Source organism: Zoogloea sp. (assembly GCF_041914405.1).
Taxonomy (GTDB): domain Bacteria; phylum Pseudomonadota; class Gammaproteobacteria; order Burkholderiales; family Rhodocyclaceae; genus Zoogloea.
On the sequence record NZ_JAYSDK010000033.1, the window covers coordinates 10,921 to 35,301 of the forward strand.

Genomic DNA, 24,381 nt, shown 5'->3' on the forward strand with positions numbered 1-24,381 from the left:
ACCTGGATGTTAGCCGCTCTTCGCCCCCGCGGGGTGTGCCTGCTTTTGGGGACTTTTATTGAGCGAGCGAACTTTCCGCCACGGCTGGGCTGATCAGGCCGCCCAGCTGATCCGCGCCGATCGGGCGCGAGAAGTAGTAGCCCTGGCCGATCGTGCAGCCCAGTTCGTTCAGGATGCGCTGCTGCTCCTCTGACTCGATGCCTTCGGCGACGGTCACCAGCGACATGTCGCGGGCGATGCTGACGATGGCGCGGATCAGCGTGATGTCGTCCTGGTTGCAGTGCAGCTCCGAGACGAAGGACTTGTCGATCTTCAGTACGTCGAAACGGAAGTTGCGCAGGTAGGACAGGCTGGAATAGCCGGTGCCGAAGTCGTCCAGGGACAGCTGTATGCCCAGGTCGGCGAGGCCCTGCAGGGTCTCGCGGATCTGCTCGTCGTGGCTCAGGAAGACGCTTTCCGTTACCTCGATTTCCAGGCGTTGGGGGTTGAGGCCGTGGCGCTGCAAGGTGTCGCGCACGAGTCCGACGAAGTTGCGTTGGCGGAGCTGGGGCACCGCGACATTGACCGCCATGTGGATGGGGCGGGCGCCGGCGACATCCCACGCGCGCAGCTGGCGGCAGGCCTCGTCGAGAACCCAGCTGCCGATGCCGTGGATCAGGCCGGTTTCCTCGGCCACTGGGATGAAGCGGTCCGGCGGGACCAGCGCGCTGCCAGCCGGCTGCCAACGTAGTAGTGCCTCGCAGCCGACGATGGCGCCGCTGGCCAGGTCCACCTGGGGCTGGTAGTGCAGCAGCAGCTCCTTGCGGGCGAGGGCATGGCGCAGTCCGTTTTCGAGCTGCAGGCGCTCCATGACCCACTCGTTGAACTCCGGGGTGAAAAACTGGAAGTTGTTACGTCCGTTGTTCTTGGCATGGTACATCGCCGTGTCGGCGTTCTTCAGCAGGGTCTCGCTGTCCTGACCGTTGTCGGGGAAGAGCGTGATGCCGATGCTGGGGGTGAGCTGCAGTTCGTGCTCGTCCACATAGTACGGCTGGCTGAGGGTGGCTAGGATCTTGCGGGCCACCGGCAGCACATGGGATGGGCCATCGAGATGGGGCAACACCACCGCGAACTCATCACCGCCCAGGCGGCTGACGGTGTCGCTTTCGCGCACCAGATGACGCAGGCGGTCGGCCACGGCCTGCAGCACGCGGTCGCCAATCGCGTGGCCGAGGGAGTCGTTGATGTTCTTGAAGCGGTCCAGGTCGATGAACAATACGCCGACCTGACGGGCTTCGCGCCGAGCCTGGGAGACGGCTTCGTTGAGGCGCTCGTGCAGCAGGCTGCGGTTGGGCAGTTGGGTCAGCGGGTCGTACTCGGCCAGCTGGCGGATCTGCTCCTCGGCTTCCTTGCGTTCCGTGATATCGAGGAAGGTGCCCACGTAGTGCAGTACCTTGCCGGCCTGGTCGCGCACCGAGCTGATGCTGATCAGTTCCGGATACACCACGCCATCCTTGCGGCGGTTGCGAATCTCCCCGGTCCATGAGCCGGTCTCCCGGATGGACTTCCACATGTTGCGATAGAAGTTCCCGTCGTGTTCGCCGGACGCCAGCACACTGGGCCGCTGGCCGACCACTTCGTCGGGGGTTCGGCCGGTGATCGCACAAAAGGCCGGATTGACCGCGAGGATTCGGGTTTCCGGATCCGTGATGACGATGCCTTCCTTGCTGCTCTCGAAGACATGGCCAGCGAGGCGGAGTTGCTTGGCCTGTTTCTCCAGAGCCTGGGCGTGTTCGTCTAGCTCCCGTCGGTAGTTGCCGAGCAGGCCGCTCATCCAGCGGGAGAACAGCACCGACGCGCCAATGGCCAGCAGGATGGCGCTCAGCGCGGCGATGGAAAGGAAGGGGATCTGCCGGGACAGGGCTTGCAGCATGGCGGCCCGCTCGGAATCGAAGGCCCCCTGCATCTCCTCCTCGAACACCGAGGCGATCACCACCATCTTCCAGGGACGGTACACCTGCACATAGGCGGTGCGCAGGCTCTGGATATTCCTGGACCGGTTGAGCCAGGGGTATTGCAGGAAGCCACCGCCTTCGCTGGCCAGCTTGATCAGCGCGGCGCGGACCTTCTGCTCGTCCGGCGAGCCCACTTCCGTAAAGTGCTTACCCTCGAATTCCGGCCACTGGGGCTGGAGCAGCAGCTGCCCGTCCTGGCTGATGGCAACGAAGCTGCCGGTATCGCCGAACTTCCAGGCACGCAGGCGCTCGAGCCCTTCGCGCATGCGCATGTCCTGCCACTTGTAAAGGTAGTCGCCGGTTCCGATGACCCAGCCGTAGGGCTTGAACAGCCGCACGTAGGCCAGCTTGTCCGACATCTCCTTCGGGTTGTCGGGGGAGTACCAGCGATAGGTCGAGTAGCCGCCGTCCGGTTTGTTGCGGGCGGTTTCGGCCAGGCCGCGCATGATGTAATGGCCGCTGTCATCCTGGTTGTCCCACAGGGTGCGGCCTTCCCGCTCCGGCGCAATCGGCAGCAGGATGCACTCTCCGTCGAGGCCGTCGATGAAGAAATAGCCACGTCCGTCGTAGAAACGCTGAGGGCGCAGGGCTTCGACGATGAGGCGCTTCACCTCGGCCTCGGGGCGGCGGCCGCGCTCCCGCTCGTAGATCGCCTGGGCGGTTTGCATCGCCATGTCGACGCGGTCGCGCAGGGCTTCCTGCAACACCATCTCGGTGCGGGAGTGGACGAAATCCAGGTAGCCGATGGCGGCGGCCATTTCGCTGCGCAGTCGCTCCTGCTTCTGCGTGGAAAAGCCGCGCTCGAGGCGGTCGATGCTCTGGTGGTGCTGGTTGACGCCGATCCACAGGAAACTGGCACCCAGCGCGACGGCCAGGGTGACGACCACGATCAGTGTCCCCAAAAGGTGGTAACGGGGCAGGTTGCGGTCGGTCAGGTGAAATTTCATTACGGGCTGTCGGGGCTCTGGCTGCTTATTGTGGGCGTTGAAACGCCAAATTATGTGAACAGCGTCGCAATATATATCTAAAGTAGTATTCTACCTGTGCGTTCCCGTTTTCGCGCGCGCCAGCCGGTAGAATGGCGACCCGAGTGCCGTTTTTTTGGGGCGCGCCGCGCTCAAGACACCCTGGCAGCTGCCGATATCGTCAGCAGCGCCCGTCGGAGTCCCGTGTGGTTCCGAGCGATGGGCGACCCCCTTGGTTTCCCGACTCCATGCCTTCGTCCTTCGCTCCGCTCACTGCCGGCCGTCGTGTGCGCCTGTTCGCGCCGATCCTCATTCTCGTCCTGGCCCTGATCGGCCTGATCTGGGGGGCCGTCCTGTACAAGGCGGCGGCGGAAGAGAAAATGGTCATCCACTCGGTCAATACCGAGAACCTCAACCTCGCGCGGGCCTTCGAGGAACACACGATCCGCACGATCAAGAGCGTCGACCAGGCGGTGCTGTTCCTCAAGTTCCAGTACGAGAAGTACGGCGACAAGGTCAATATCGCCGAATACGTGCGGGAGGGGATGATCATCAGCAGCATCTTCAACCAGCTGGGGGTGATCGACGAGCACGGCATGTACATCCTCAGTAACCTGCCCAACCACAAAACAATGGACCTGTCGGACCGGGAGCATTTCCGCGTCCACAAGGACAGGGACACCAACCAGCTGTTCATCAGCAAGCCTGTGCTGGGTCGTGCGTCGGGTAAGTGGTCGATCCAGATGACGCGGCGGATCAACAAGCCGGATGGCAGCTTCGGCGGCGTCGTGGTGATCTCGGTCGATCCCTATTACTTCTCCGATTTCTACAGCGGTGTGGAGCTAGGCCGGCGCAGCGTGGTGTCGCTGGTTGGCCGCGACGGCATCGTGCGGGCCCGGCGGGTGGGCGACAACAACGATGTCGGCCAGAACATCCAGGGCAGCCCGCTGATGAGCGTGTGGGACACGGCCGCCAGCGGGAGCTACCTTTCAACTAGCGTAGCGGACGGGGTGAAGCGCTTCTACAGCTACAGGGCGCTGAAGGAGTATCCGCTGGCCGTGGCGGTCGGCGTGGACGAGGACGAAGCCCTGGCTGATTTCCACGAGCGCCGACGCGGCTACATGATCTACGCAGGGGGAATGACGCTGGTGGTGCTGCTCTTCGGCGGCCTGTCGATCTACCTGCTCAACCGCCAGTACCGCGTTTCCGAAGCCCTGCGGGACAGCCAGATCAAGGCCGAGGCAGCCAACCGCATGAAATCGGAGTTCCTCGCCTCCATGTCCCACGAGCTACGCACCCCGCTGAACGGCATCATGGGCTACGCCGAGTTCCTGCGTGACACCTCTGAGGACACCAACAAGGAGTTCGCCGGGATCATCCTCGACAGCAGCCATCACCTGCTGGAACTGGTCAATTCCATCCTCGACCTGGCCAAGATCGAGTCCGGCAAGATGGAGCTGGACCTGAGCCAGGAAGAACTGCAGCCCCTGATCGAGCGCATCGTGCGGACCCACTATCCGCCGGCCGAGGAGAAGGGGCTGGAGCTGCGGGTGGACATCGCGCCGGAGGCGCCGACCGAGTTCGTCTGCGATACGACACGGCTGGCCCAGATCCTCAACAACCTGATCAACAACGCGATCAAGTTCACCGACAAAGGCAGCGTACGCGTGCAGGTTGGGCGTGACGGCGACGCGCTGCGGCTTGCGGTGACGGACACCGGCAGCGGCATTCCCGAGGAGATGCTGCCCCATGTGTTCGAACGCTTCCGCCAGGTGGATGGTTTCCTGACCCGCCGACACCAGGGCACCGGTCTAGGCCTCGCATTGGTCCAGGAACTGGTTAAACTGATGGGTGGGGATGTGAGCCTCACGTCCCGGCTGGGTGAGGGCAGCGAATTCGTCATTCGCCTGCCGCTGATCAGCCATCCCGTGGCCGAGCAGGTGTAAGCCGATGAGAGTCCTGATCGTTGACGACCAGAAGATCAACCGCACGCTGCCCAGCGTTCTGCTGAAGCAGGCGGGGTGCGAAGTGTTCGAGGCGGATAGCGGCGAGGCCGCGCTGGCCGTGCTGAGGACCTGCCCCGTCGATGCCGTTCTGCTGGACATCAGCATGCCCGGCGTCAGCGGCATGGAAGTGTGTGCCCAGTTGCGCCAAGAACCGGCCTGGGCCCATCTGCACATCGTCGCCTACACTGCCCATGCGCTGCCGAGCGAGCGCAGCGAGATCCTTGCCGCCGGCTTTGACGAGCTTCTCATCAAGCCGATCAACCGGCAAAGCCTGCTGAATGCGCTGAAGCTCCCGTAGCGGGGAGCCGCAGCGGGCTCTGGAGGGATCTCTACTGTGGGGGCGAATTCATTCGCCCCCACAGAGCCAAGCCTGTCAGTCGCCGCGCAGTGCGCTGGCCTGGGAACGCCCAGGCGCCGGCTTGCCCTTGCGGGCGCGCTTGCCGATCCAGTTCTCCCACTCCTTCTTCGGCAGCGTGCTCTCCACCGCCTTGCCGCCACGCGTACTGGCGAGCAGGGTGATCGACTCGGAGGCCACGCAGACGGAGGCCAGCGTCTGCCCGTCATTGAGCCCCATGATGATCACACCACGGCCGCCGCCGGACAGCTCCTTCATCTGGTCGAGGCCGAAGATCAGCAGGTGATCGTCCGACGACAGCGCCGCCAGGTGCAGATCGGCGGCATCGTCGAAAAGCACCGGCGCCAGCAGTTTGGCCTTGTCGTCGATGGTCACGAACTGCTTGCCGGCGCGCTTGGTGGCGGTCATGTCGGCAAGGCGGCACATGAAGCCGTAACCGTCGGTGCTGGCCAGCAGCACCCGCTTGTCGGCGGGGCCGGCCAGCATGTGGGCGATCTTGCTGCCGGTGGGCAGTTCGATCAGCGACGCCAACGGCGAGCCGTTGCCGCGCCCGTCGGGCAGCGTCGACACCGCCACTGTCAGCGCTCGGCCGCCGTCGGTGATGGCGATCAGCGCATCCACGCTGCGGCACTCGAAGGCTGCGCCGAGGCGGTCGCCATCCTTGAAACTGACGTTGGCCAGATCCACGCCGTGGCCGTTGCGGCAGCGCACCCAGCCCTTTTCGGAGACGATCACCGTCACCGGTTCGTCGAGCACCGTTTGCGTGACGCCGGCGCGGGCGGCTTCTTCCACCAGCGTGCGGCGGGCGTCGCCGTACTTGGCGGCGTCGGCGCGGATCTCCTTGATGACCAGCTTGCGCAGCTTGTGCTCGTCGGCAAGCAGGGCTTCCAGCTCGGACTTCTCGCCACGCAGCTCGGCCAGCTCGCGCTCGATCTTGATGCCTTCGAGGCGGGCCAGCTGGCGCAGGCGGATTTCCAGGATGTCCTCGGCCTGGCGGTCGGACAGATCGAAGCGGGCGATCAACGCCGGCTTGGGCTCGTCCGACTCGCGGATGATGCGGATCACCTCGTCGATGTTCAGGAAGACGATGTGGCGGCCTTCCAGGATGTGGATACGGTCGTTCACCTGGCCAAGGCGATGCACCGAGCGGCGGCGTACCGTGGTGACGCGGAAGCGGCCCCATTCGTGCAGGATGTCGGCCAGGTTCTTCTGCCCCGGCCGGCCGTCCAGGCCGATCATCACCAGGTTGATCGACGCCGAGGTTTCCAGGCTGGTGTGGGACAACAGCAGGTTGGCGAACTCGGCCACGTCCTGGTTGCGGCTCTTCGGCTCGAAGACCAGGCGCACCGGTGCATCCTTGCCCGATTCATCACGCACCCGGTCGAGGGCGCCGAGCATCAGCGCCTTGAGCTGGGCCTGGTCGGCGTCGATGGACTTCTTGCCAGTCTTGGGCTGCGGGTTGGTCAGCGTCTCAATCTCGAACAACACCTTCTGCGCCGACACGCCCGGCGGCAGCTCGGTGATGACCAATTGCCACTGGCCACGGGCCAGATCCTCGATCACCCAGCGGGCGCGCAGCTTGAGGCTGCCACGGCCGCTCTCGTAAGCCTGGCGGATGTCTGCCGCCGGCGAGATGAGCTGGCCGCCGCCGGGGAAGTCCGGGCCCTTGATGTGCTGCATCAGGTCAGCCACGTTGGCCGCCGGATGCTCGATGGCGTGGATCGCCGCGTCGGCCACCTCGCGCAGGTTGTGTGACGGGATCTCGGTGGCCATGCCGACCGCAATGCCGGACGCGCCGTTGAGCAGTACGAAGGGCAGGCGGGCCGGCAGCAGCTGCGGCTCTTCAAACGCGCCGTCGTAGTTGGGGCGGAAATCCACCGTGCCACGGTCGATCTCCGACAGCAGCAGCTCGGCAATCGGCGTCAGGCGGCATTCGGTGTACCGCATCGCCGCCGCGGAATCGCCGTCGCGGGAACCGAAGTTACCCTGGCCATCCACCAACGGATAGCGCAGCGAGAAATCCTGGGCCACCCGCACCATCGCGTCGTAGACGCTGCTGTCGCCGTGGGGGTGGTACTTACCGATCACGTCGCCGACCACGCGGGCCGACTTCACGTGCTTGGAGGCCGGCGACAGGCGCATCTCGTTCATCGCGAACAGGATGCGGCGCTGCACTGGCTTGAGGCCGTCTTCCACCTGCGGCAGCGCGCGGGCCTTCACCACGCTCATCGCGTAGGCGAGGTAAGCACGCTCTGCATATTGATCGAGGGGCAGGGCGTCGTCGCTGCCCTGCAAGGGGGCCGCGGGGGGCGGCGGTGGTGCCGGCGGCTCGTCCGCCTCCGGCAGAAGGGAATCGAAAAGATCCGGAGTTTCGTTCATGGTGCTGTGTGTTGCGGCAGGCGGCGCAGGGGCCGCCGGAGTTGCGCGCGCCGGGCTTGGCGCGACGAAGGCCGCAAAAATACCACAGGCACCGCGCTTCGCCTGCTGTATAAGGGCGGCGACAGGCACATCCGCGTTGCGGACGGCCTGTGCGCGTGCCCTTCAGCGTGGTTTGAGATGAGTCATGGCGTCCTTCACGAAGCCCAGCAGCGCCGCGTCGATCAGGCTGCCCGCCATCAGCTCGGGCTCCTTCTCATGGGCCAGGCGAATCCTGGCGTGGGTCTCCGGGTTATCGCCTGCATAGGAGCGGAACAAGGACAGCCAGCGCAGGGCCAACTGCCGCACCGCCGGGGTGTCAGGCGCACTGCCTTGCTCCAGCTGCTCGCGCAGCGCACCGATCAACTCCGGCCATTCGTAAGTGTGCTTGCCGTAGTGCTCGCGCATGAAGGCGAACTCTTCGGGCGAAAGATACTTGGCGTAGATGCGCAGCTTGCTTTCCGCGTTGGCCTGCAGCACGAAGGCCAGCACGTCCGGCGTGATGCCGGTCTGGGCCTGTACCGAGGGCTCGTTGAGGTGCATCGCGTTCAGCTTGGCGAGCAGACGCGGGTCACGGCCCGTATCGCGTTCCACCAGCGCCATCCAGCGCTTCGATGCGGCCTGCGCTTCTTCGCTCTGCGGTGCGACCCCGCGGTCCATCAGCGCACGCACCTCATCCACCAAGGCCCGCCATTCCGTTTCTGCGGTCTTGCCACCCTGATAGAGGGGCAGCCGGGCGAGTTCGTCCTGCGAGAAATACTTGTCGTACATGGTCATCCTTTCCAAAGTCGTCAGCCATTCGGCAAGCTCCGGCTCTTCGCCCTGCAGCAACTGACCCTGCAAGCGGGAAAGCCGGCTGCGCAAATCCATCGCCTGCTCGATCTGCTTGTCGAGCATGTCGATCTGCTGCCGCACGATGGACGCAAGCGAGGAGTCGGGCCTTGCCAGTACAGCCCCGATGTCGGCAAGGGACAGGCCGAAACGACGCAAGGCCTGGATCTGATGCAGCCTGGCGATGTCGTCCCGGTCATACAAGCGATAACCGGCCTCGGAGCGCGCAGACGGAGCAAGCAGGCCGATGGCGTCGTAGTGATGCAGTGTCCGGACGGTGAGTCCGCAACGCCTTGCGAGATCGCCCACTTTAAGCAACATCGAATGCTCCCCGTTTCATGCGTGCGACAAGGCTGGGGCCTGACGTGGCGTGAGGGTCAAGCCCCTACCGGGCGGACCATAGCGCAATGACGCCGCAGACGTGCACTAGCCCAATCGCAAGACAGATGCCGGACGAGACAAGCCAGAAGGTTTGGGAGTTCTCAGGGAAGGCTGGCTTGAGAAGCGGGAATGCGACCGCTCTACCCAAATACACGGCACAGATGGCAGTGAGCGCGAGTTTGGTGAATGGCAGAGGAGCGATGACGCCAGCTCCCGCCAGCGCGTAAGCGGCCCAAATGAAGAGAATGGCGGCAATTGCCAACGTGACCAGCGTCGGCCGGAGTTTGCCAGCCTCGGCCGCCTGCGCCATCTTCTCGCCAGGGCCCATGGCGCGATAGGCAGGCGCACCGAGCGCGATGCAGGCGAGGTGTGCCACAGCAGCTATTGCGCTGAGCAAACCACCGATCAGGAGGGCTTGGGTTCCGAATGTGGACATGGTGCGTTCAGTCGGTGAAGAGGGGGTATTTCGTGTTGCACGGATTAACGCGATGACTTTGGTCCTCGATCTTCAAGCCCCACTGTCCCGCCAGATCAGCGGGCCAGGCCGAGATCGAGAAGGGCAGAGCAAACGCAAGAGCGGCCAGACGACGCATGGCAGTCATCACGATTCCGCGTCGTGGCAGACCGCTTCAATGTTGTGCCCGTCCGGATCGAGAACGAACGCGCCGTAGTAGTTGGGGTGATAGTGCGGACGAAGGCCTGGGGCTCCGTTGTCCGTACCGCCGGCAGCGAGGGCGGCTTTGTGGAACGCATCAACTTCCGCCCTGGATCGAGCCCGGAACGCGACGTGGATCGGCGGTTGATTGGGTGTCCCGCGGCTGAGCCAGAAGTCGGGTTTGGGCAACTCGCCAAAGCCCGCGACGTCCGTATGGCCGGTCACGGAAGCGGGGAGCTCCATGATGAGCACGTAGCCGATTGGTGCCAGTGCGTTCAGATAGAACGCCTTGCTCTTGGCAAAATCGCTGACGACGATGCCTGTGTGGTCGATCATGCGGGCTCCTCGATACTTGATGGCTTGGACGGCGATTCCTGATGATGCCGCCGCCATTAATCGTCGCGCTCGTCAACATATCCAGTAGTGCCGGCAACATGCTTCGCTTGCACAACGATTAAAGATGTTGCTGGGTGAACACTCGATCTTGATGCCGCAGTTTTGAATGAGCACGTTGTCTTATTTAGTTTTCAGGTATCAATATTGAACATTCAATACCCTGATGCTTGTAGTCAGCGCTGAAGATCGAATTTTGCGGTCGTCGCATCGCGTGTTGATGCTGCAATGTTTGATGCTGCGGAGACACCTTGCTTCGTTGACGGTGCCAAATGACATAGGAGGCCGCCTACATCGAATGCACGGCCGTCAACATCGATAGAGCCGCCGGCAACATTCGATGCTGCGCCCCAGACTTTTATTCAGACCCTGACCGAAACCGGCCGTGTGGACATCACTGCGATGGACGAGCAGGGCCGTTATGACCGAGTGAGTGTCAGCGTGCGTTGAATCTTCATCCCGCCACGGCTGCCGGTGACAGCGCCGCCGCGAGTTGGCCGACGGCGTTCCAGTCGATGGTTTGCGGCCCACCAGGCGTCTCCACCGCGATGCCGTCCGTGCCCACCGGTGCGACGAAGATCGCATCGCTGGCGATGGGGCTCATGAAGAGTTCGGTCTCGGCGCTCTTGCCGTCCCGCACCGCGACCAGCGCGAGGGCAAGGGTATGGGCTTCATGGGGCGTCAGGCGCACCGTTAGGGTACCGCCGATCTTCAGGGTGAGCAGGCGGCCGAGAGCGCGGTGTGTCGTTTCCAAGACCGAGAACGGGAGTTTGTCGGCTTCCTGACCGCCGCTTGTGTTGTTCATGCGGCGTCCCCGTGGGCGAGGAGGGCGGCGATCACCGAGCCGCCGGCGCCATCTTCGGGGTCGAGTTCCTGCAGTTTGGCGAGGGCCTTGGCGGCAGCGTCCTCGTTGCCGCGGCGCAGCTCGATGAAGGCGATGGCCTTCAGGAACTGGAGCAGGAAGCGACGCGGCGTGGCCGGCGCTGCGCTGAGGTCGGCGAGGCTCCATCCCGCCCAGTTGCGCGGCAGCGCAGCCTGGTCGGAGGCCCGGGCGAGGGCCGTGACAGCGGTTTCGAAGGCGGCGTCGAAGTCGCGTAGCTTGTTCTGCAGCTTGAACAGGCAGCGATAGGACGGCAGCACGTCCGGCGCCACCTCGATGGCGGTGCGGAAGAAGGCACGGGCGCGTGCGGGGTCGTCAGAATGGATGGCGACGCCCTGTTGCAGCAGGGCGTTGATGTTGTCGGGCACGTTGCCGAAATCGACGGTGTCCGCGCTGAGGGCGGTAACGCTCATGAAACTCTCCGGGGGCTGTCTGTTGTTGTCGGAGAGCTTTAGCAATTATGGGGCCAGCATGGGCGGCCCCATCCGTCAGCGGCAGGCGAGGCGAAAACCCGCTTCGATGGCGGCAGCGTCGAGGCGCCGACCGATGATGACGATGGTGGTTTCCCGTGTTTCGTCATCAGCCCAGGGGCGGCCGTAGTCGAAGCCGGTGATGCGGTGCACGCCCTGGAAAACCAGACGCCTGTCCTCACCGCGCACGGCCAGGATGCCCTTGTAGCGCAGCATGTCGTTGCCGTTCTTGAGCAGCAGCTCTTCCACGAAATTCCCCATCAGGCCCACATCCACGTCGCCGGCGTGCTGTAGTACCAGTGAGGCGATGTCGTCGTCGTGGCGCACGAAGGGCTGGCGTTCCGCACCGCCGCGGCGCAGGCCGCTGGGCGTCGTGTCGGAGAGGAAGCCCGGCGTGCGCTCCAGCACGTCGGTGAGCACGAAGGCGTCGAGAGAGAACAGCGCAGCCACGGCATCCGCGTCGGTGGGAACGGTGGTGATCGGTACGCGCAAGTTGATCCGGCGGAGGCGGGCTTCCAGCGCTTCCAGCTCGGTGGGTTCGACCAGTTCGGTCTTGGTCAGCAGCACGCGGTCGGCGAAGCCGATCTGGGCGGCGGCGACGCGATTCTCGTCGAGCTGCTTGCTGGCGTGGACGGCGTCCACGACGGCGAGGATGCCGTCCAGTTCGTAGCGCTCGCGTACCCCTTCATCAACGAAGAAGGCCTGGGCCACCGGGGCCGGGTCGGCGAGGCCGGTGGTTTCGATGACCAGATGCTCGAAGTCCAGCTCGCCCTTGTCGCGGCGGTCGGCCAGATCGGTGAGGGAGGTGCTGAGTTCACCGCGAACGCTGCAGCAGATGCAGCCGTTGGCGAGCTCGACGATCTCGACGGCCGGTGAGCCGGCGATCAGCCCGCCGTCGATGCCCACGGCGCCGAACTCGTTCTCGAGCACGGCGATCTTCTTGTGGTTGGCGGTGGCCAGGTAGCGGTTGAGCAAGGTGGTTTTGCCCGCGCCGAGGAAGCCGGTGAGGATGGTGGCGCGGATCGGCGGGCGGGGAATGGCGAGGGGATTGGTCATGGTCCGGATTCAATGAAAAATCGGCCGGCAAGCCCGGGAGGGCTTACCGGCCGAAGGTGACGCGCGCCTTGCTCAGCAGCAGCGCCCGGTACGCCCGTCGGCGCCGCCATAGCGGGCGTCCTGGCGTTCCCGGAAGAACTCTTCATAGCTCATGATCGGTTTGTCCGGGTGGTTGAGGCGCATGTGCTGCACGTAGGTGTCGTAATCGGGCATGCCCACCATCAGGCGGGCTGCCTGGCCGAGGTACTTGCCTACGCGGGCGAGGTCTGAGAACACGCGGTGCTCCTTATTTGGCCGGCATCGGCTCGAAAGGAGTTTCGAGCGTGGTCGGCTTGTTGGCGTTGAGGGCGCGCATGCAGGCCGGGATGGCATAGATCACGATGGCCACCACCAGCAGGATGAAGAGGCCGGACATGGTGGCATCCACATAGTTGTTGGTGATGATCTGGTGCATCTGGTCGATGTTCTTCGCCGGCGCCAGAACCTCACCCTTGTCGAGGGCAGCCTGGTACTTGTGGGCGTTTGCGAGGAAGCCGATCTTCGGGTTCTCGTGGAACATCTTCTGCCAGCCGGCGGTCAGCGTGCAGATCAGCAGCCAGACGGTCGGCACGATGGTCACCCACGCAAACTGCTGGCGCTTCATCTTGAACAGCACCACGGTGGCGAGGGTCAGCGCGACGCCGGCGAGCATCTGGTTGGCGATACCGAACAGCGGCCACAGGGTGTTGATGCCGCCCAACGGGTCAACCACGCCCTGGTACAGGAAGTAGCCCCAGGCGGCCACGCACAGGGCGGTGGCGACGAGGCTGGCGAAGATGGAGTCCATCTTGCGCATGGACGGCACGAAGGTGCCCATCAGATCCTGCAGCATGAAGCGGCCGGCACGGGTGCCCGCATCGACAGCGGTGAGGATGAACAAGGCTTCGAAGAGGATGGCGAAGTGGTACCAGAAGGCCATCATCGCCTTGCCACCGAGGGCGTTGGAGAGGATGTGAGCCATGCCGACGGCCAGCGTCGGTGCGCCGCCGGCGCGGGAGATGATGGTCTTCTCGCCGACGTCCTGGGCGGTTTGCAGCAGCATGTCGGGGGTCAGCACGAAGCCCCACTGGGAGATCGCCATGGCTGCGCTTTCGGCGGTCTTGCCGATCACCGCGGCCGGGCTGTTCATCGCAAAGTAAACGCCCGGCTCGATGACCGAGGCGGCGACCAGGGCCATCATGGCGACAAAGGACTCCATCAGCATGCCGCCGTAGCCGATGAAACGGGCGTTCTTCTCGTTGTCGAGCAGCTTGGGCGTGGTGCCCGAGGAGATCAGCGAGTGGAAGCCCGACACGGCGCCACAGGCGATGGTGATGAAGAGGAAGGGGAACAGGCTGCCGGACCACACCGGGCCGGTCCCGTCGATGAACTTGGTCAGCGCCGGCATCTGCAGGTTGGGCGCGACAACGGCGATGCCGATGGCCAGGCCGACGATGGTGCCGATCTTCAGGAAGGTAGACAGGTAGTCGCGCGGGGCGAGCAGCAGCCACACGGGCAGCACCGAGGCGACGAAGCCGTAGCCGACCAGCAGCCAGGTGAGCTGCTTGCCGTCGAAGGTGAACACCGGGCCCCAGGTTTCGCTGGCGGCGATGTCGCCACCGAAGATGATGGCGGCCATCAGCAGCACGAAGCCGATCAGCGACATTTCACCGATGCGGCCCGGACGGATGTAGCGACTGTAGACGCCCATCAGCAGTGCGATGGGGATGGTGGCGGCGACGGTGAACATGCCCCACGGGGATTCGGCCAGGGCCTTCACGACGATCAGTGCCAGCACCGCAAGGATGATGACCATGATCATGAAGGTGCCGAAAAGGGCGATCACGCCGGGCACCGGGCCGAGCTCGGTCTTGACCAGGTCACCCAGGGAGCGGCCGTCGCGGCGGGTCGAGATGAACAGGATCATGAAATCCTGCACCGCGCCTGCAAAGACGACGCCGGCGAGGATCCACAGCATGCCCGGCAAATAGCCCATCTGTGCGGCGAGCACGGGGCCGACCAGCGGGCCGGCGCCGGCGATGGCGGCAAAGTGGTGGCCAAACAGCACGTACTTGTCAGTGGGGACGTAGTCGAGGCCGTCGTTGTGGCGAACCGCCGGGGTCATGCGGTTGGGGTCGAGCTCCATCACCTTCTCGGCGATGAACAGGCTGTAGTAGCGGTAGGCGATGAGATAGGTACACACCGCGGCGATGACCAGCCAGAGGGCGTTGATGGTCTCGCCGCGATGCAAGGCCACTGTGCCGAACGCGGCGGCGCCGAGTACGGCAACGGCCCCCCAGCCGAGGTGACGCTGTATGGATGACATGGTTTTCCTCACTGTCTGTTTCGTGGAGACGCACGGGCGTCCGCCCGACCAGTGAGGAAGAAATGGCACCGCGCCCGGTAAGGCTACGGCACCGGATCGACCGCGGGGTCGGGAAGAAACCCGTCAGCGGCCCGTGCTGTGTCTTATAACTTTAGTAGCATCCCGGGCCGATTTCCCCATTGTTTGCATGCGGCCCGGTATGGTCAATCAGGGTTATCACACATTGCGCCCCCGGTTGACGAAGATCAGACGTCGGCCTCCACGGAGTCGCCTTTCTCTTCCATCCAGGCCCGTCTGCCCGAGGCTTCGCCCTTGCCCATCAGCAGCGTGAACATGCGCAGGGTGTCGTCGAAGGCGTCGGGGCGCACGTGCACGGGCAGCACGCGGCGGGTGGCAGGGTCCATGGTGGTTTCGCGCAGCTGGTCGGGGTTCATCTCGCCGAGGCCTTTGAATCGGCCGACTTCGATCTGCTCGGGCTTGACGCCTTCGTGGGCCAGGCGGTCGCGCAGGGAGGCGAGTTCCTGATCGTCCAGCGCATACAGGCGGCGCGGCGGACGTTTCTTGCCCTGGGCCGGCACGTCGAGGCGGTACAGCGGCGGCTGGGCGACGTAGATGTGGCCGTTCTCGATGAGCTTGGGGAAGTGGCGGAAGAACAGGGTCAGCAGCAGGGTCTGGATGTGGGAACCGTCCACGTCCGCGTCGGACATGATGATGACCTTGCCGTAGCGCAGTTCGGACAGGTCCGGATCGTCCTTCGGGGTGTGGGCGTCCACGCCGAGGGCCACCGCGATGTCGTGGATTTCGGCGTTGGCGAACAGGCGCTCCCGGTCCACCTCCCAGGCGTTCTGCACCTTGCCGCGCAGCGGCAGGATGGCCTGGGTGTCCTTGTCGCGGGCCATCTTGGCACTGCCGCCGGCGGAGTCGCCTTCGACGAGGAAGAGTTCGTTGCGCTCGATGTCCTCGGATTCGCAATCGGACAGCTTGCCGGGCAGTACGGCGACGCCGGAGGACTTGCGCTTCTCGACCTTCTGCGCCGCGCGGGCACGGGCCTGGGCGGCCTTGATGGCCAGTTCGGCGAGCTTTTTGCCGTATTCCACGTGCTCGTTGAGCCACAGCTCGAAGGGGTCGCGGACCATCCGCGAGACGAGCTGCACGGCGTCGCGGCTGTTGAGGCGTTCTTTGGTCTGCCCCTGGAAGCTGGGGTCGAGGACCCGTGCCGACAGCACGAAGGAGGCGCGCCCGAAGGCGTCGTCGGCGGTCAGCTTGACGCCCTTGGGCAGCAGCGCGTGGTGGTCGATGAAGTTCTTGACGGCAGTGAACACGCCGTCGCGCAGGCCGGCCTCATGGGTGCCGCCGGCCGGCGTGGGAATCAGGTTGACGTAGGACTCGCGCACCGGCGTGCCTTCGGCGGTCCATGCCACGGCCCACGACGCGCCTTCGCCAGTGGCGAAGGTGTCGTCGCCCTTGGCAGCGTACTTCTCGCCGCTGAACAGCGGGATCAGCGGTTCGTCGGGCAGGGCTTCGGACAGGTAGCCGCGCATGCCGTGCTCGAACAGCCACGTGCGGGTGTCGCCGCCTTCGATGCTGAGGCTGACTTCCAGGCCCGGCATCAGCACCGCCTTGGAGCGCAGCAGGCGTTCCAGTTCGGCGCGGGGCAGGTCGGCAGCGTCGAAATACTTGGCGTCCGGCCAAGCACGGACGGTGGTGCCGCTGGCCTTCTTGGGGGCGTCGCCGATGCGGGCGAGGGGTTCGATCACATCGCCGGCGGCGAACACCAGGCGATGGCGGCCGCCGTCGCGGACGACTTCCACTTCCAGCCGGTGGGACAGGGCGTTGGTGACGGACACGCCGACGCCGTGCAGGCCGCCGGAGAAGCGGTAGGCGGATTCCTCATCCGTCTTGTTGAACTTGCCGCCGGCGTGCAGGCGGGTGAACACCACCTCGACGGTGGACACGCCTTCGACCGGGTGGATTTCCACCGGGATGCCGCGACCGTCGTCGGCGACGCTCACCGAGCCGTCCAGATGCAGGGTCACGCCGATCTTCTTGCAGAAGCCGGCCATCGCCTCGTCGGCGGCGTTGTCGATGACTTCCTGGATGACGTGCAGCGGGTTTTCGGTGCGGGTGTACATGCCCGGCCGCTGCTTGACGGGTTCGAGGCCCTTGAGGACGGTGATGGAATCGGCGTTGTAGGTTTTCTGCGACATGCTGGGGGGAATACGGATGGATTTTGAAGCGGAGCGGACTATACCGCAGCCCGCTGCCGGCCTGCGAGGGGCGCGGCGATAAGGCCGTGAGGGTCAGCGGCCGAGGCTGCTGCGTCCGGCGTTGTCGACTGTCTGCCGGGCGATGCGTTCGAGCAGTGCATTGGCTGCTTGGCTGGCGGGGCTGTCGCCGTGGGCCTCGCGCCAGGCCAGGTGCACCGTGCCGGCCTCCGCCGGCAGGGTGTAGATAGCCATCGACAGCGGGCACTGGGCAACGTTGAGGGGATTCTCGCGGGCGAAGGTCCACGCGATGCGCGCGCTGCAGAAGTGCAGAACCTCGGCATCCTGATACACCGGCGTTGTCTGCTCCAGCGCCGGCCCGGTGCGTGCCAGCATGTCGCCGAAGCGGCTTGGCGGGGCGGGCACCAGGCCTTCGGTCTCGATGGCGTCCACCAGTGCCTCGCGGGCGTCGGCGTAGCGGCCGGGCGTGATCGCCAGGTGACGGATCCCGTCGGCCTGGCTGGCCGTGATGCCGGCAAGGAACAGGGCGATGGCGAGGAGGGCGCGCGACATGGGCTTGGGACTCCGGCGAGGGCAGGACAGTTGCGGGCAGGCGAGGGGCCGACGATAGCACTGCCGGCGGGATGGATTGAAGTGCCACGGCCGTTTGGCGGAAATGCACCGGCGCGCATATCGCAGATCAAGGCCCGCCGTCGGGAAGCGCCTTAGGGTGGCGTCCATCTGTTCTGTGTGGAGTGGTACCGGGAGTCGTCATGAGTTACCCCAGTTTCTTCGATGAAGTACCCCCGCTGCGGATGCGCGATCCGTTGGCGGCATTTCTGGGCGCCACCGAGGGTGGCGTGATCGAATACCGCTATATCGATGCGGTGCGCCTGGCCGGGCATTCCTGCCCGACGGTGGCGAGCGCCTACCGGCTGACCGGCCTGGCGCTGGCGGCGCTCTACGGCGGCGAGGTGCCAGAGCGCGGCGGCGTGCACGTGAGTTTCCGCGACAGCCGGACGGCCGGTGTGACTGGCGTGATCGCCAACGTGGTGTCGCTGCTGACCGGTGCGACGGTCGATACCGGCTTCAAGGGGCTGGCGGGGCGATTCGATCGCCGCGATCTGCTCGCCTTCGACGCCGAGCAGCCCCTCGATCTGCGTTTCCGCCGTGTGGACAGCGGCGCGGCTGTGGATGTGATGAGCACGCTGCGTGAGGTGCCGGCCAATCCGCGCATGATGCCGTTGATGCACCTGTGCCTGGCGGGCCAGGCCAGCACAGATGAGGTACAGGAGTTCCGGCGGCTGTGGCAGGACCGCGTCCGGCGGGTGCTGCTGGAGCATGGTGACGATCCCGGCGTGTTTGTCGTTCGTCCGGTCAATTGAGCAAAGGAGTATCTGATGAGCCGCAAGACTGGCCGACAAATTGACCCTCCCGCCGCTGAGACGGAGGCGCGCTATGCCTCGCCGCCCTGTTATGCCGGCGATTTTCCAGGGCACTTTGGAGAAGAGGCGCCGAGCGCCGAGGCGCTGCGCATCGAGCGCCTGAATGCACTGCTGGAAGCGGAGCGCGCCGGCGCAAAGGTGCTCGCCATCCTGCGTGATGAGCTGGATGCGCGTGCGCCCCTGCGCGGTCTGCTGGAGCGCTTGCAGCAGGACGAAGGCCGTAACGCGGTGGTGCTCTACAAGACTATCCGGCGCCTGGGCGGGGTGGCCTCCCATGAGACGGGCGCTTTCGTGCACAAGACGCTCGCCATCGATGGACTGGAGGCCCGCCTGCATTTCCTGAACAAGGGGCAGGCCTGGGTTGTGCGCAAGATCGACGAGGTGCTGCCGGACATGGAGGATGGTGAGGCGCGTGCGATGCTGGAGGCCATGCGTGTTTCCCATGTGGACAACATTGCGGCCTGCGAGGCCGCCCTAGGCAGTCCGCCGCCGCGCTGACGGGGCTCGGCGGCAGATCAGATGTTGGCTTCCCGCAGGGTGTTGCGCCCTGCGGCCTTCGCCGCGTACATCGCGGCGTCGGCACGTTTGAGGATGCCGTCCACGCTGTCCTCCTTGCCGGAAAACAGGGTCAGGCCGATGCTTGGGGTGCTGGCATAGGGCAGTTCGCCCAGGCGATAAGGGGCGTTGAGGGTGTCGAGGATCTTGTAGCCGACGCCCCGGGCGTTGGCGATCGCGTCGTCGGCAGGACCAGCAAGATGCTCCAGCATTACGACGAATTCGTCGCCACCGAGACGGGCCACGGTGTCTTGCTCCCGTATGCAGCCGGACAGCCGCCGGCCGACTTCGATCAGCAATTGGTCACCTTTGGCATGTCCGTGCGTGTCGTTCAGCTGCTTGAAGCGATCCATGTCCAGGAACATCAGCGCGCCGAACTGTTTGCTTCTCTGGTTCCGGATGATGGCTTGCTGCAGGCGCTCGATCAGCAGGCGGCGGTTGGGAAGCTCCGTCAGCGCATCGAAGTAGGCGAGGTGGTGGATCTCCGCCTCGTGGCGCTTGCGCTCGGTGATGTTGGCAATGCTGCCCACCATGCGCAGGGGCTCGCCAGTGGTGGCCCGTTCGACCACACGGCCTCGGTCGGCAACCCATACGTAATGCCCGCAGGTATGGCGCAGGCGGTGCTCGCTGGCGTAGTTGCCTTCACCGGCCAGGCAGGCGCCCAGCACACGCTGTACGCCGGCCCGGTCCTCCGGATGGATCAGCTCCATGAAGGCCTCCACCGGATGGGTCAGGAAGGACAGGTCGAGGCCCAGGATCTGGCACCAGGATGCGTTGTGATGCACCGCGCCGTCGGTCATCCGCCAGTCCCACACACCTTCGCCGGTGGCCTCCATCACATAGCGCAGGCATTCCTCGCTGGCCTTCAGCTCCTGGGACAGGCTGCTGATGCGCAGGATGTTGCGGATGCGCAGTTTCACCAGTTCCACCTTGAAGGGCTTGGTGATGTAGTCGGCGACGCCGAGCAGGAGACCGGACAGCTCCGACTCCAGGTCCGACAGGGCGGTTACGAAAATGATCGGCGTGTTGGCCAGCGCCGGCTCGGCCTTGAAGCGGCGGCAGGTCTCGAAGCCGTCCATACCGGGCATCATCACGTCGAGCAGGATCAGGTCCGGTGAAGACTCGCGGGCCATCATGAGCCCTTCAGGCCCCGAACTGGCGATCTGCAGGTCGAATTCGCCGGCCAGGGCCATGCCGAGGGTGTACAGATTGGTTGGCGTGTCGTCGATTGCCAGGATGCGCGGTTTGTTGTTCATGATGGATGTCGGGCACAAATGGTGGCCGCCAGTGCACGCAGCCGTTCCAGGGTTGGGCCGAAGCGGAAGCTGGCGAGCATGTTGCCGATCTCGCCGATCTCGGCGGAGAGATCGGTACCAGCGGTGAGGGCCTGCAGTTCCTTGAAGCGGATGAGCGCGTCGAACTTCTGGCCGGCCAGCAGGGGCTCCAGCTCGTTGATCAGGGCCAGCAGGCGTGTGTTGTCCAGCGGCGGGGCGGCAGGGCTGTCCGCGGTGCTGCCGCGCAGCCATTTGGCGAGGACGGTCTGCAGGGTGTCCAGCGGCACTGGCTTGGTCAGGAAGTCGTTCATACCGGCCTGGATGCTGTGCTGCAAGTCCTCATCATAGGCCGATGCGGTGAGGGCGATGATCGGTAGGGGAGAGCGATTGTTGGCGCTTTCCCAGGCGCGGATTCGTTCGGTGGCGGTGTAGCCGCTGACGTCCGGCATCTGGCAGTCCATCAGGACCAGATCCGGCGGAGTCCCCTGGGTGACGGCGTCCACCGCCTCGCGACCGTCGCTGGCGAGGGATACGGTCAGGCCGAGCTTGCCGAGCAGGGCCGCGATGACCTTGCGTTCGATACCATTGTCGTCCACCACCAGGACATTCCCGCTCAGGACGCAGGTCGTGGCCGGCTTGAGCTCGACTCCGGCACTGGGATTGTCGCCCTCGAGGCGTTCGACGCGGATCCGGAACCAGAAATGGGAGCCGTGTTCCAGGACACTGTCGACGCCGACCGAGCCGTCCATCAACTCAGCCAGGCTGCGCACGATGGACAGCCCGAGGCCGGTGCCACCGTACTCCCGGGTCGTCGAGCTGTCGGCCTGGCTGAAGGGCTGGAACAGCAGCCCCAGCTTGTCCGGGGGGATGCCGATGCCCGTGTCGGATACGGAGAATTCGAGCATGGAGTGCTTGTCATCCCGCTCCACCTCATGGGCGTCGATGTGGATCTCGCCCTGCGCGGTGAACTTGATCGCGTTGCCGATCAGATTGGAGAGCATCTGGCGCAAGCGGTGAGGGTCGATGAGGAAGCGGGACTCATCACTGCCGTGCCAGCGGGCTTCGATCACCAGGCCCTTGCGCCAGGCGGTTTCCTCGAACAGCGCCTTGAGCTCCTGCAGGTACGGGCCGGGGGCGAGGGCAGCCGGCTCGATGAGGAGCTTGCCGGCTTCGATCTTGGACAGGTCGAGCATGTCGTTGAGCAGGGTGAGCAGCGTCTGGCCGGCCTTGATGATGATGTTGGCATACTCCTGGCGCTGGGCCTCGGCGACGCCGGGGGACAGGAGGATCTGGGCCATGCCGAGGATGCCGTTCATCGGGGTGCGGATTTCGTGGCTCATCGTGGCAAGGAACTGGCTCTTGGCGAGGCTGGCCATCTCGGCGGCCTGGCGGGCCCGCACCAGCTCGGTGATGTCCACCCGGAAGCCGACGGTGTAGCCGTTGCTGGTGCGTCGTTCGCGCACTTTCAGCCAGCGGCCGTCGTCCAGGCGCTGGATGATCTCGCAGTCCCCGCTGCGGTGCTGGGCAAGGCGTTCGGCCAGCCATTCTTCCTTCTTGCCGGCCGCGTCCGGGTAAACGCCGCGCTCCAGGCCGGAGCGCAGGATTTCTTCGAAGCTGTGGCCGACCTCGATCACCGGTCCGGCGCCCCGGTAGACCTGGCGGTATTCCTCGTTGAAAAAGGCCAGCCTATCCTCTGCATCATAGATTACGAAACCTTCGCCGATGGTGTCGATGGCCGAGCGCAGCAGCTGTTCGCTTTCGGCGCGCCTGGCCTCGGCCTCCTTACGGGCCGTGATGTCCATGTGGGTGCCGTACATCATCAGGGCACGGCCGTCAGGCGAGCGGCTGATCACCTTGCCACGGTTGAGGACCCAGGCCCAGCCCCCGGCCTTGGTGCGGATACGTGTCTCGCATTCGTACTGGTCCAGTTCGCCGGCGAAGTGGCGGCGCAACATGGACGATGAGCAGGCAAGGTCGTCCGGGTGGATGCGCCGGGTCCAGGTGTCGATGGTGAGCGGGGCGAGTTCCTCAAGTCGGTAGCCGAGCATGGCGGCCCAGCGTTCGTTGAACTGCACCTCGCCGCTCTGTACGTTCCACTCCCAGGTTCCGGCGTCCGTGCCGCTGAGCACGTTGAAGAGGCGTTGGCGCTCGGTGCTCAGGTCCTGTTCCCGCTGGTGCCGCTCGGTGACGTCCTCGATGATGCAGAGGCCGTGGGTGATCCGGCCGGCGTCATCGCGCAGTGGGGCAAGTGTGATCCGCTCGATGAGGAGGCGCCCATCGGCGTGCCGGTTCTCGCACTCGGCGGTCCATACCTGGCCCTTGAGCAGGCAGGTCCAGGCGTCGTCCATGTTGCCCGGTGACTGCGGGGCGATGTCGAAGAAATCCTCTATGCGGTGCTCGGCGGCTTCTTCGGAGCGCAGGCCGTTGAGGGCGCAGAAGGCCGGGTTGGCGTACTCCACCTGGCCATCCACGTCCGCGATGACGATGGGGGTCGGGTTCTGTTCTACGACCTGGGACAGTTTCCGGAAGGCGTCCTCGGCCCGTTTGCGGTCGGTGACGTCGCGGGACATCACGATGAAGCGGCAGGGCTGGTTGTTCGGACCTGCCTTGCGAGCGACTGAGAGTTCGAACCAGCGGTCGCCGTCGGGCAGGTGGAGTCCGATGATGCGGCCGTAATCGGCGCCGTGCTGGAATGCTGAGCGCAGGGCTTCGCGAAGGGTGTCCGCCGAGGCCTTGGGAAGAATGTCGAACGCACTGCACCCCAGCAACTCTTCGCGTGGGGCCGCGAGATGGGCGGTGCGCCGGGCCCGCACATCCAGGTAGATGCCATTCTCGTCCAGCTCGAACAGCAGATCGGGGACGGCCTCTAGGGTTGCTGCCAGCTGGGTCTGGCTGCGTCGCAGGTTCTGATTGACCCGCCCGGTGTAAACCGCCACCGAGCCAACGCAGGCGGTGATCGCCAGGGTCAGTACCAGGTAGCGCCAGAGTTCGCTGTCGGTCGTCTTGCCCTTGTCCGGGTCATACAGGAAGCCATCCAGGGAGTAGCTCGCGGGTAGCAGGCCGATTTCCGCATAGCTGTCGGCAATATGGCGCCAGCGGCCGGCATTCATGTAACCGATGGCGACCAGATCGGCGTGGATCAGGGCAATGTTGCGCTCAGCTTCGTACTGGAGCTGTTCGCGGCTCTCCTGGTGGCTGTATTTGTCCAGGATCAGGTCGGTGGTTTCGGTCGGGTGGCTCAAGGCATATTCCCAGCCGCGCAGGCTGGCCTTGATGAAAGCCTTGATCTGTTCGGGGCGGGCGCGCAGCTGCCTTTCGGATGTAAACAGGTTGTCGCCGTAAAAGTCGATGCCTGCCGCCCGCGGCGTGTACATGTGGTACGGAAAGCGGATCTGGTCGAGTTTGTAGGGCTGATCCGTGAGTTGGGCGCCGAGGGCGTCGGTCTTGCCGCCTGTCAGGTCGGTGACGTTCAAGCTGGGCGGATGGCGCTGGATGCTGTCGAGGGGAATGCCTTCCCGCTTCAGATACACCAGCAATTCGTCTGCCATCGGGTCGAGCATGACCCGCTTGCCGAGCAGATCCTGGATGCTGTCGGTCGCGCTGCGGGTTCCGGTGATCATCACGTAGGGAGAGTGCTGCTGGATGACCGCCAGCGCAACGACGGGTTTGCCGGCCTTGTGCGCGAGCAGCAGGCTGCTGGAGCCGACGCCGAGATCGGCGCGACCGGCGACCACTTCCTCGACGCTGTCGACGCCCGGTGCGGCGGCGCGAATCTGCACGTTCAGGCCGGCTTCCTCGTAGAGGCCGCGTTCCTTGGCCATGTAGTAGCCAGCGAACTCGAAGCCGTGCCGCGACTTCAGCTGAAGGGTGAGGCTGGTGTTCGCCCGCGCGTCGGGCATGCCGAGCAGGGCGTGCACGGCAAGAAGTACCACGACGAGAAGGAAGGAACCGGGTGAATTGACCATGATGAATTTAATGTTTTTGATGAAAATATCAATTCATGGCAGGTCTGTAAATCTATTTTGTCGATATTTTTCAATGTGTGAAATATGCCCGGGGCGTGTGTGAAACGCTTCACAATCAGATGCTTCCAGCACTGTAGGGATGAAGAGTGCCGGAAATGCCGGGTGGTTCCGCCGTCGGGTTTGCCCGTGCGCC

Annotated in this window: 19 protein-coding genes; 4 read left to right on the forward strand and 15 right to left on the reverse strand. The window is 64.8% G+C overall.

The features are described 5' to 3' along the window. Positions 1-55: 55 nt before the first annotated feature. The gene (locus tag ACE3RX_RS18045; RefSeq protein ID WP_374486356.1) at positions 56-2,941 is read right to left on the reverse strand and encodes an EAL domain-containing protein; all 2,886 of its coding nucleotides are present in this window, start codon (positions 2,939-2,941) and stop codon (positions 56-58) included. Positions 2,942-3,207: 266 nt separating this feature from the next. On the opposite strand from ACE3RX_RS18045, the gene ACE3RX_RS18050 reads away from it, so the two are divergent. Together ACE3RX_RS18050 and ACE3RX_RS18055 are read left to right on the forward strand one after the other, a co-directional pair. Beyond that, a complete protein-coding gene (locus tag ACE3RX_RS18050; RefSeq protein ID WP_374486357.1) occupies positions 3,208-4,905 on the forward strand; it encodes an ATP-binding protein in 1,698 nt (565 codons plus the stop codon). 4 nt (positions 4,906-4,909) lie between these two features. Beyond that, positions 4,910-5,263 carry a response regulator gene (locus tag ACE3RX_RS18055; protein ID WP_374486358.1) on the forward strand — a complete coding sequence of 118 codons (354 nt, stop codon included), beginning with the start codon at positions 4,910-4,912 and terminating at the stop codon, positions 5,261-5,263. Positions 5,264-5,338: 75 nt separating this feature from the next. On the opposite strand, the gene parC is transcribed toward ACE3RX_RS18055, so the two are convergent. The 12 genes from parC to ACE3RX_RS18115 all read right to left on the reverse strand — a co-directional run bounded on the left by parC (position 5,339) and on the right by ACE3RX_RS18115 (position 17,522). Next, positions 5,339-7,699, reverse strand: a complete 2,361-nt coding sequence (gene parC, locus ACE3RX_RS18060; protein ID WP_374486359.1) for a DNA topoisomerase IV subunit A — start codon at positions 7,697-7,699, stop codon at positions 5,339-5,341. Between the two features lie 162 nt (positions 7,700-7,861). Next, positions 7,862-8,887, reverse strand: coding sequence for a MerR family transcriptional regulator (locus ACE3RX_RS18065; RefSeq protein ID WP_374486360.1), 1,026 nt, complete (start codon positions 8,885-8,887; stop codon positions 7,862-7,864). 64 nt (positions 8,888-8,951) lie between these two features. Further along, on the reverse strand, positions 8,952-9,383 hold the full coding sequence (locus ACE3RX_RS18070) for a hypothetical protein (RefSeq protein WP_374486361.1): 432 nt from the start codon (positions 9,381-9,383) through the stop codon (positions 8,952-8,954). A gap of 7 nt (positions 9,384-9,390) precedes the next feature. Further along, positions 9,391-9,549, reverse strand: a complete 159-nt coding sequence (locus ACE3RX_RS18075) for a hypothetical protein (RefSeq protein WP_374486362.1) — start codon at positions 9,547-9,549, stop codon at positions 9,391-9,393. Beyond that, entirely contained in the window at positions 9,549-9,938 is a 390-nt protein-coding gene (locus ACE3RX_RS18080) for a VOC family protein (protein ID WP_374486363.1), read from the reverse strand. The genes ACE3RX_RS18075 and ACE3RX_RS18080 overlap by 1 nt, the downstream gene beginning before the upstream one ends. A gap of 511 nt (positions 9,939-10,449) precedes the next feature. Next, positions 10,450-10,800, reverse strand: coding sequence for a hypothetical protein (locus ACE3RX_RS18085; RefSeq protein ID WP_374486364.1), 351 nt, complete (start codon positions 10,798-10,800; stop codon positions 10,450-10,452). After that, positions 10,797-11,288: a hypothetical protein gene (locus ACE3RX_RS18090; RefSeq protein ID WP_374486365.1), complete on the reverse strand. Its 492-nt coding sequence runs from the start codon at positions 11,286-11,288 to the stop codon at positions 10,797-10,799. The genes ACE3RX_RS18085 and ACE3RX_RS18090 overlap by 4 nt, the downstream gene beginning before the upstream one ends. 75 nt (positions 11,289-11,363) lie before the next feature. Then, positions 11,364-12,401 carry a GTP-binding protein gene (locus tag ACE3RX_RS18095; RefSeq protein ID WP_374486366.1) on the reverse strand — a complete coding sequence of 346 codons (1,038 nt, stop codon included), beginning with the start codon at positions 12,399-12,401 and terminating at the stop codon, positions 11,364-11,366. A gap of 72 nt (positions 12,402-12,473) precedes the next feature. Beyond that, positions 12,474-12,677 (reverse strand): YbdD/YjiX family protein, encoded by a 204-nt coding sequence (locus tag ACE3RX_RS18100; protein WP_374486367.1) that lies wholly within the window; start codon positions 12,675-12,677, stop codon positions 12,474-12,476. Between the two features lie 10 nt (positions 12,678-12,687). Continuing rightward, positions 12,688-14,745 carry a carbon starvation CstA family protein gene (locus tag ACE3RX_RS18105; RefSeq protein ID WP_374486368.1) on the reverse strand — a complete coding sequence of 686 codons (2,058 nt, stop codon included), beginning with the start codon at positions 14,743-14,745 and terminating at the stop codon, positions 12,688-12,690. A gap of 245 nt (positions 14,746-14,990) precedes the next feature. Then, positions 14,991-16,952, reverse strand: coding sequence for a DNA topoisomerase IV subunit B (parE, locus tag ACE3RX_RS18110; protein WP_374486369.1), 1,962 nt, complete (start codon positions 16,950-16,952; stop codon positions 14,991-14,993). A 93-nt stretch (positions 16,953-17,045) separates the two neighbouring features. Beyond that, positions 17,046-17,522, reverse strand: a complete 477-nt coding sequence (locus ACE3RX_RS18115) for a DUF302 domain-containing protein (RefSeq protein ID WP_374486370.1) — start codon at positions 17,520-17,522, stop codon at positions 17,046-17,048. 200 nt (positions 17,523-17,722) lie between these two features. Here ACE3RX_RS18115 and ACE3RX_RS18120 point away from each other — a divergent pair, with 200 nt between their 5' ends. Together ACE3RX_RS18120 and ACE3RX_RS18125 are read left to right on the forward strand one after the other, a co-directional pair. Next, complete coding sequence (locus ACE3RX_RS18120) at positions 17,723-18,334, forward strand: hypothetical protein (protein WP_374486371.1); 612 nt, start codon at positions 17,723-17,725, stop codon at positions 18,332-18,334. Between the two features lie 15 nt (positions 18,335-18,349). Continuing rightward, positions 18,350-18,892 carry a DUF6306 domain-containing protein gene (locus ACE3RX_RS18125; RefSeq protein ID WP_374486372.1) on the forward strand — a complete coding sequence of 181 codons (543 nt, stop codon included), beginning with the start codon at positions 18,350-18,352 and terminating at the stop codon, positions 18,890-18,892. Between the two features lie 17 nt (positions 18,893-18,909). Here the strand turns inward: ACE3RX_RS18125 and ACE3RX_RS18130 are convergent, their stop codons facing one another. Both ACE3RX_RS18130 and ACE3RX_RS18135 read right to left on the reverse strand, forming a co-directional pair. Beyond that, positions 18,910-20,205, reverse strand: coding sequence for a diguanylate cyclase domain-containing protein (locus tag ACE3RX_RS18130; RefSeq protein ID WP_374486373.1), 1,296 nt, complete (start codon positions 20,203-20,205; stop codon positions 18,910-18,912). Then, entirely contained in the window at positions 20,202-24,188 is a 3,987-nt protein-coding gene (locus ACE3RX_RS18135) for a PAS domain S-box protein (protein WP_374486374.1), read from the reverse strand. Before ACE3RX_RS18135 ends, ACE3RX_RS18130 begins: the two co-directional genes overlap by 4 nt. Positions 24,189-24,381 lie beyond the last annotated feature (193 nt).

What these genes read in the sequence shown, in the direction of transcription:
- ACE3RX_RS18045 (WP_374486356.1), bottom strand. Translation starts at nt 2,941, where the DNA reads ATGAAATTTCACCTGACCGACCGCAACCTGCCCCGTTACCACCTTTTG.
- ACE3RX_RS18050 (WP_374486357.1), top strand. Translation starts at nt 3,208, where the DNA reads ATGCCTTCGTCCTTCGCTCCGCTCACTGCCGGCCGTCGTGTGCGCCTG.
- ACE3RX_RS18055 (WP_374486358.1), top strand. Translation starts at nt 4,910, where the DNA reads ATGAGAGTCCTGATCGTTGACGACCAGAAGATCAACCGCACGCTGCCC.
- parC (WP_374486359.1), bottom strand. Translation starts at nt 7,699, where the DNA reads ATGAACGAAACTCCGGATCTTTTCGATTCCCTTCTGCCGGAGGCGGAC.
- ACE3RX_RS18065 (WP_374486360.1), bottom strand. Translation starts at nt 8,887, where the DNA reads ATGTTGCTTAAAGTGGGCGATCTCGCAAGGCGTTGCGGACTCACCGTC.
- ACE3RX_RS18070 (WP_374486361.1), bottom strand. Translation starts at nt 9,383, where the DNA reads ATGTCCACATTCGGAACCCAAGCCCTCCTGATCGGTGGTTTGCTCAGC.
- ACE3RX_RS18075 (WP_374486362.1), bottom strand. Translation starts at nt 9,549, where the DNA reads ATGACTGCCATGCGTCGTCTGGCCGCTCTTGCGTTTGCTCTGCCCTTC.
- ACE3RX_RS18080 (WP_374486363.1), bottom strand. Translation starts at nt 9,938, where the DNA reads ATGATCGACCACACAGGCATCGTCGTCAGCGATTTTGCCAAGAGCAAG.
- ACE3RX_RS18085 (WP_374486364.1), bottom strand. Translation starts at nt 10,800, where the DNA reads ATGAACAACACAAGCGGCGGTCAGGAAGCCGACAAACTCCCGTTCTCG.
- ACE3RX_RS18090 (WP_374486365.1), bottom strand. Translation starts at nt 11,288, where the DNA reads ATGAGCGTTACCGCCCTCAGCGCGGACACCGTCGATTTCGGCAACGTG.
- ACE3RX_RS18095 (WP_374486366.1), bottom strand. Translation starts at nt 12,401, where the DNA reads ATGACCAATCCCCTCGCCATTCCCCGCCCGCCGATCCGCGCCACCATC.
- ACE3RX_RS18105 (WP_374486368.1), bottom strand. Translation starts at nt 14,745, where the DNA reads ATGTCATCCATACAGCGTCACCTCGGCTGGGGGGCCGTTGCCGTACTC.
- parE (WP_374486369.1), bottom strand. Translation starts at nt 16,952, where the DNA reads ATGTCGCAGAAAACCTACAACGCCGATTCCATCACCGTCCTCAAGGGC.
- ACE3RX_RS18115 (WP_374486370.1), bottom strand. Translation starts at nt 17,522, where the DNA reads ATGTCGCGCGCCCTCCTCGCCATCGCCCTGTTCCTTGCCGGCATCACG.
- ACE3RX_RS18120 (WP_374486371.1), top strand. Translation starts at nt 17,723, where the DNA reads ATGAGTTACCCCAGTTTCTTCGATGAAGTACCCCCGCTGCGGATGCGC.
- ACE3RX_RS18125 (WP_374486372.1), top strand. Translation starts at nt 18,350, where the DNA reads ATGAGCCGCAAGACTGGCCGACAAATTGACCCTCCCGCCGCTGAGACG.
- ACE3RX_RS18130 (WP_374486373.1), bottom strand. Translation starts at nt 20,205, where the DNA reads ATGAACAACAAACCGCGCATCCTGGCAATCGACGACACGCCAACCAAT.
- ACE3RX_RS18135 (WP_374486374.1), bottom strand. Translation starts at nt 24,188, where the DNA reads ATGGTCAATTCACCCGGTTCCTTCCTTCTCGTCGTGGTACTTCTTGCC.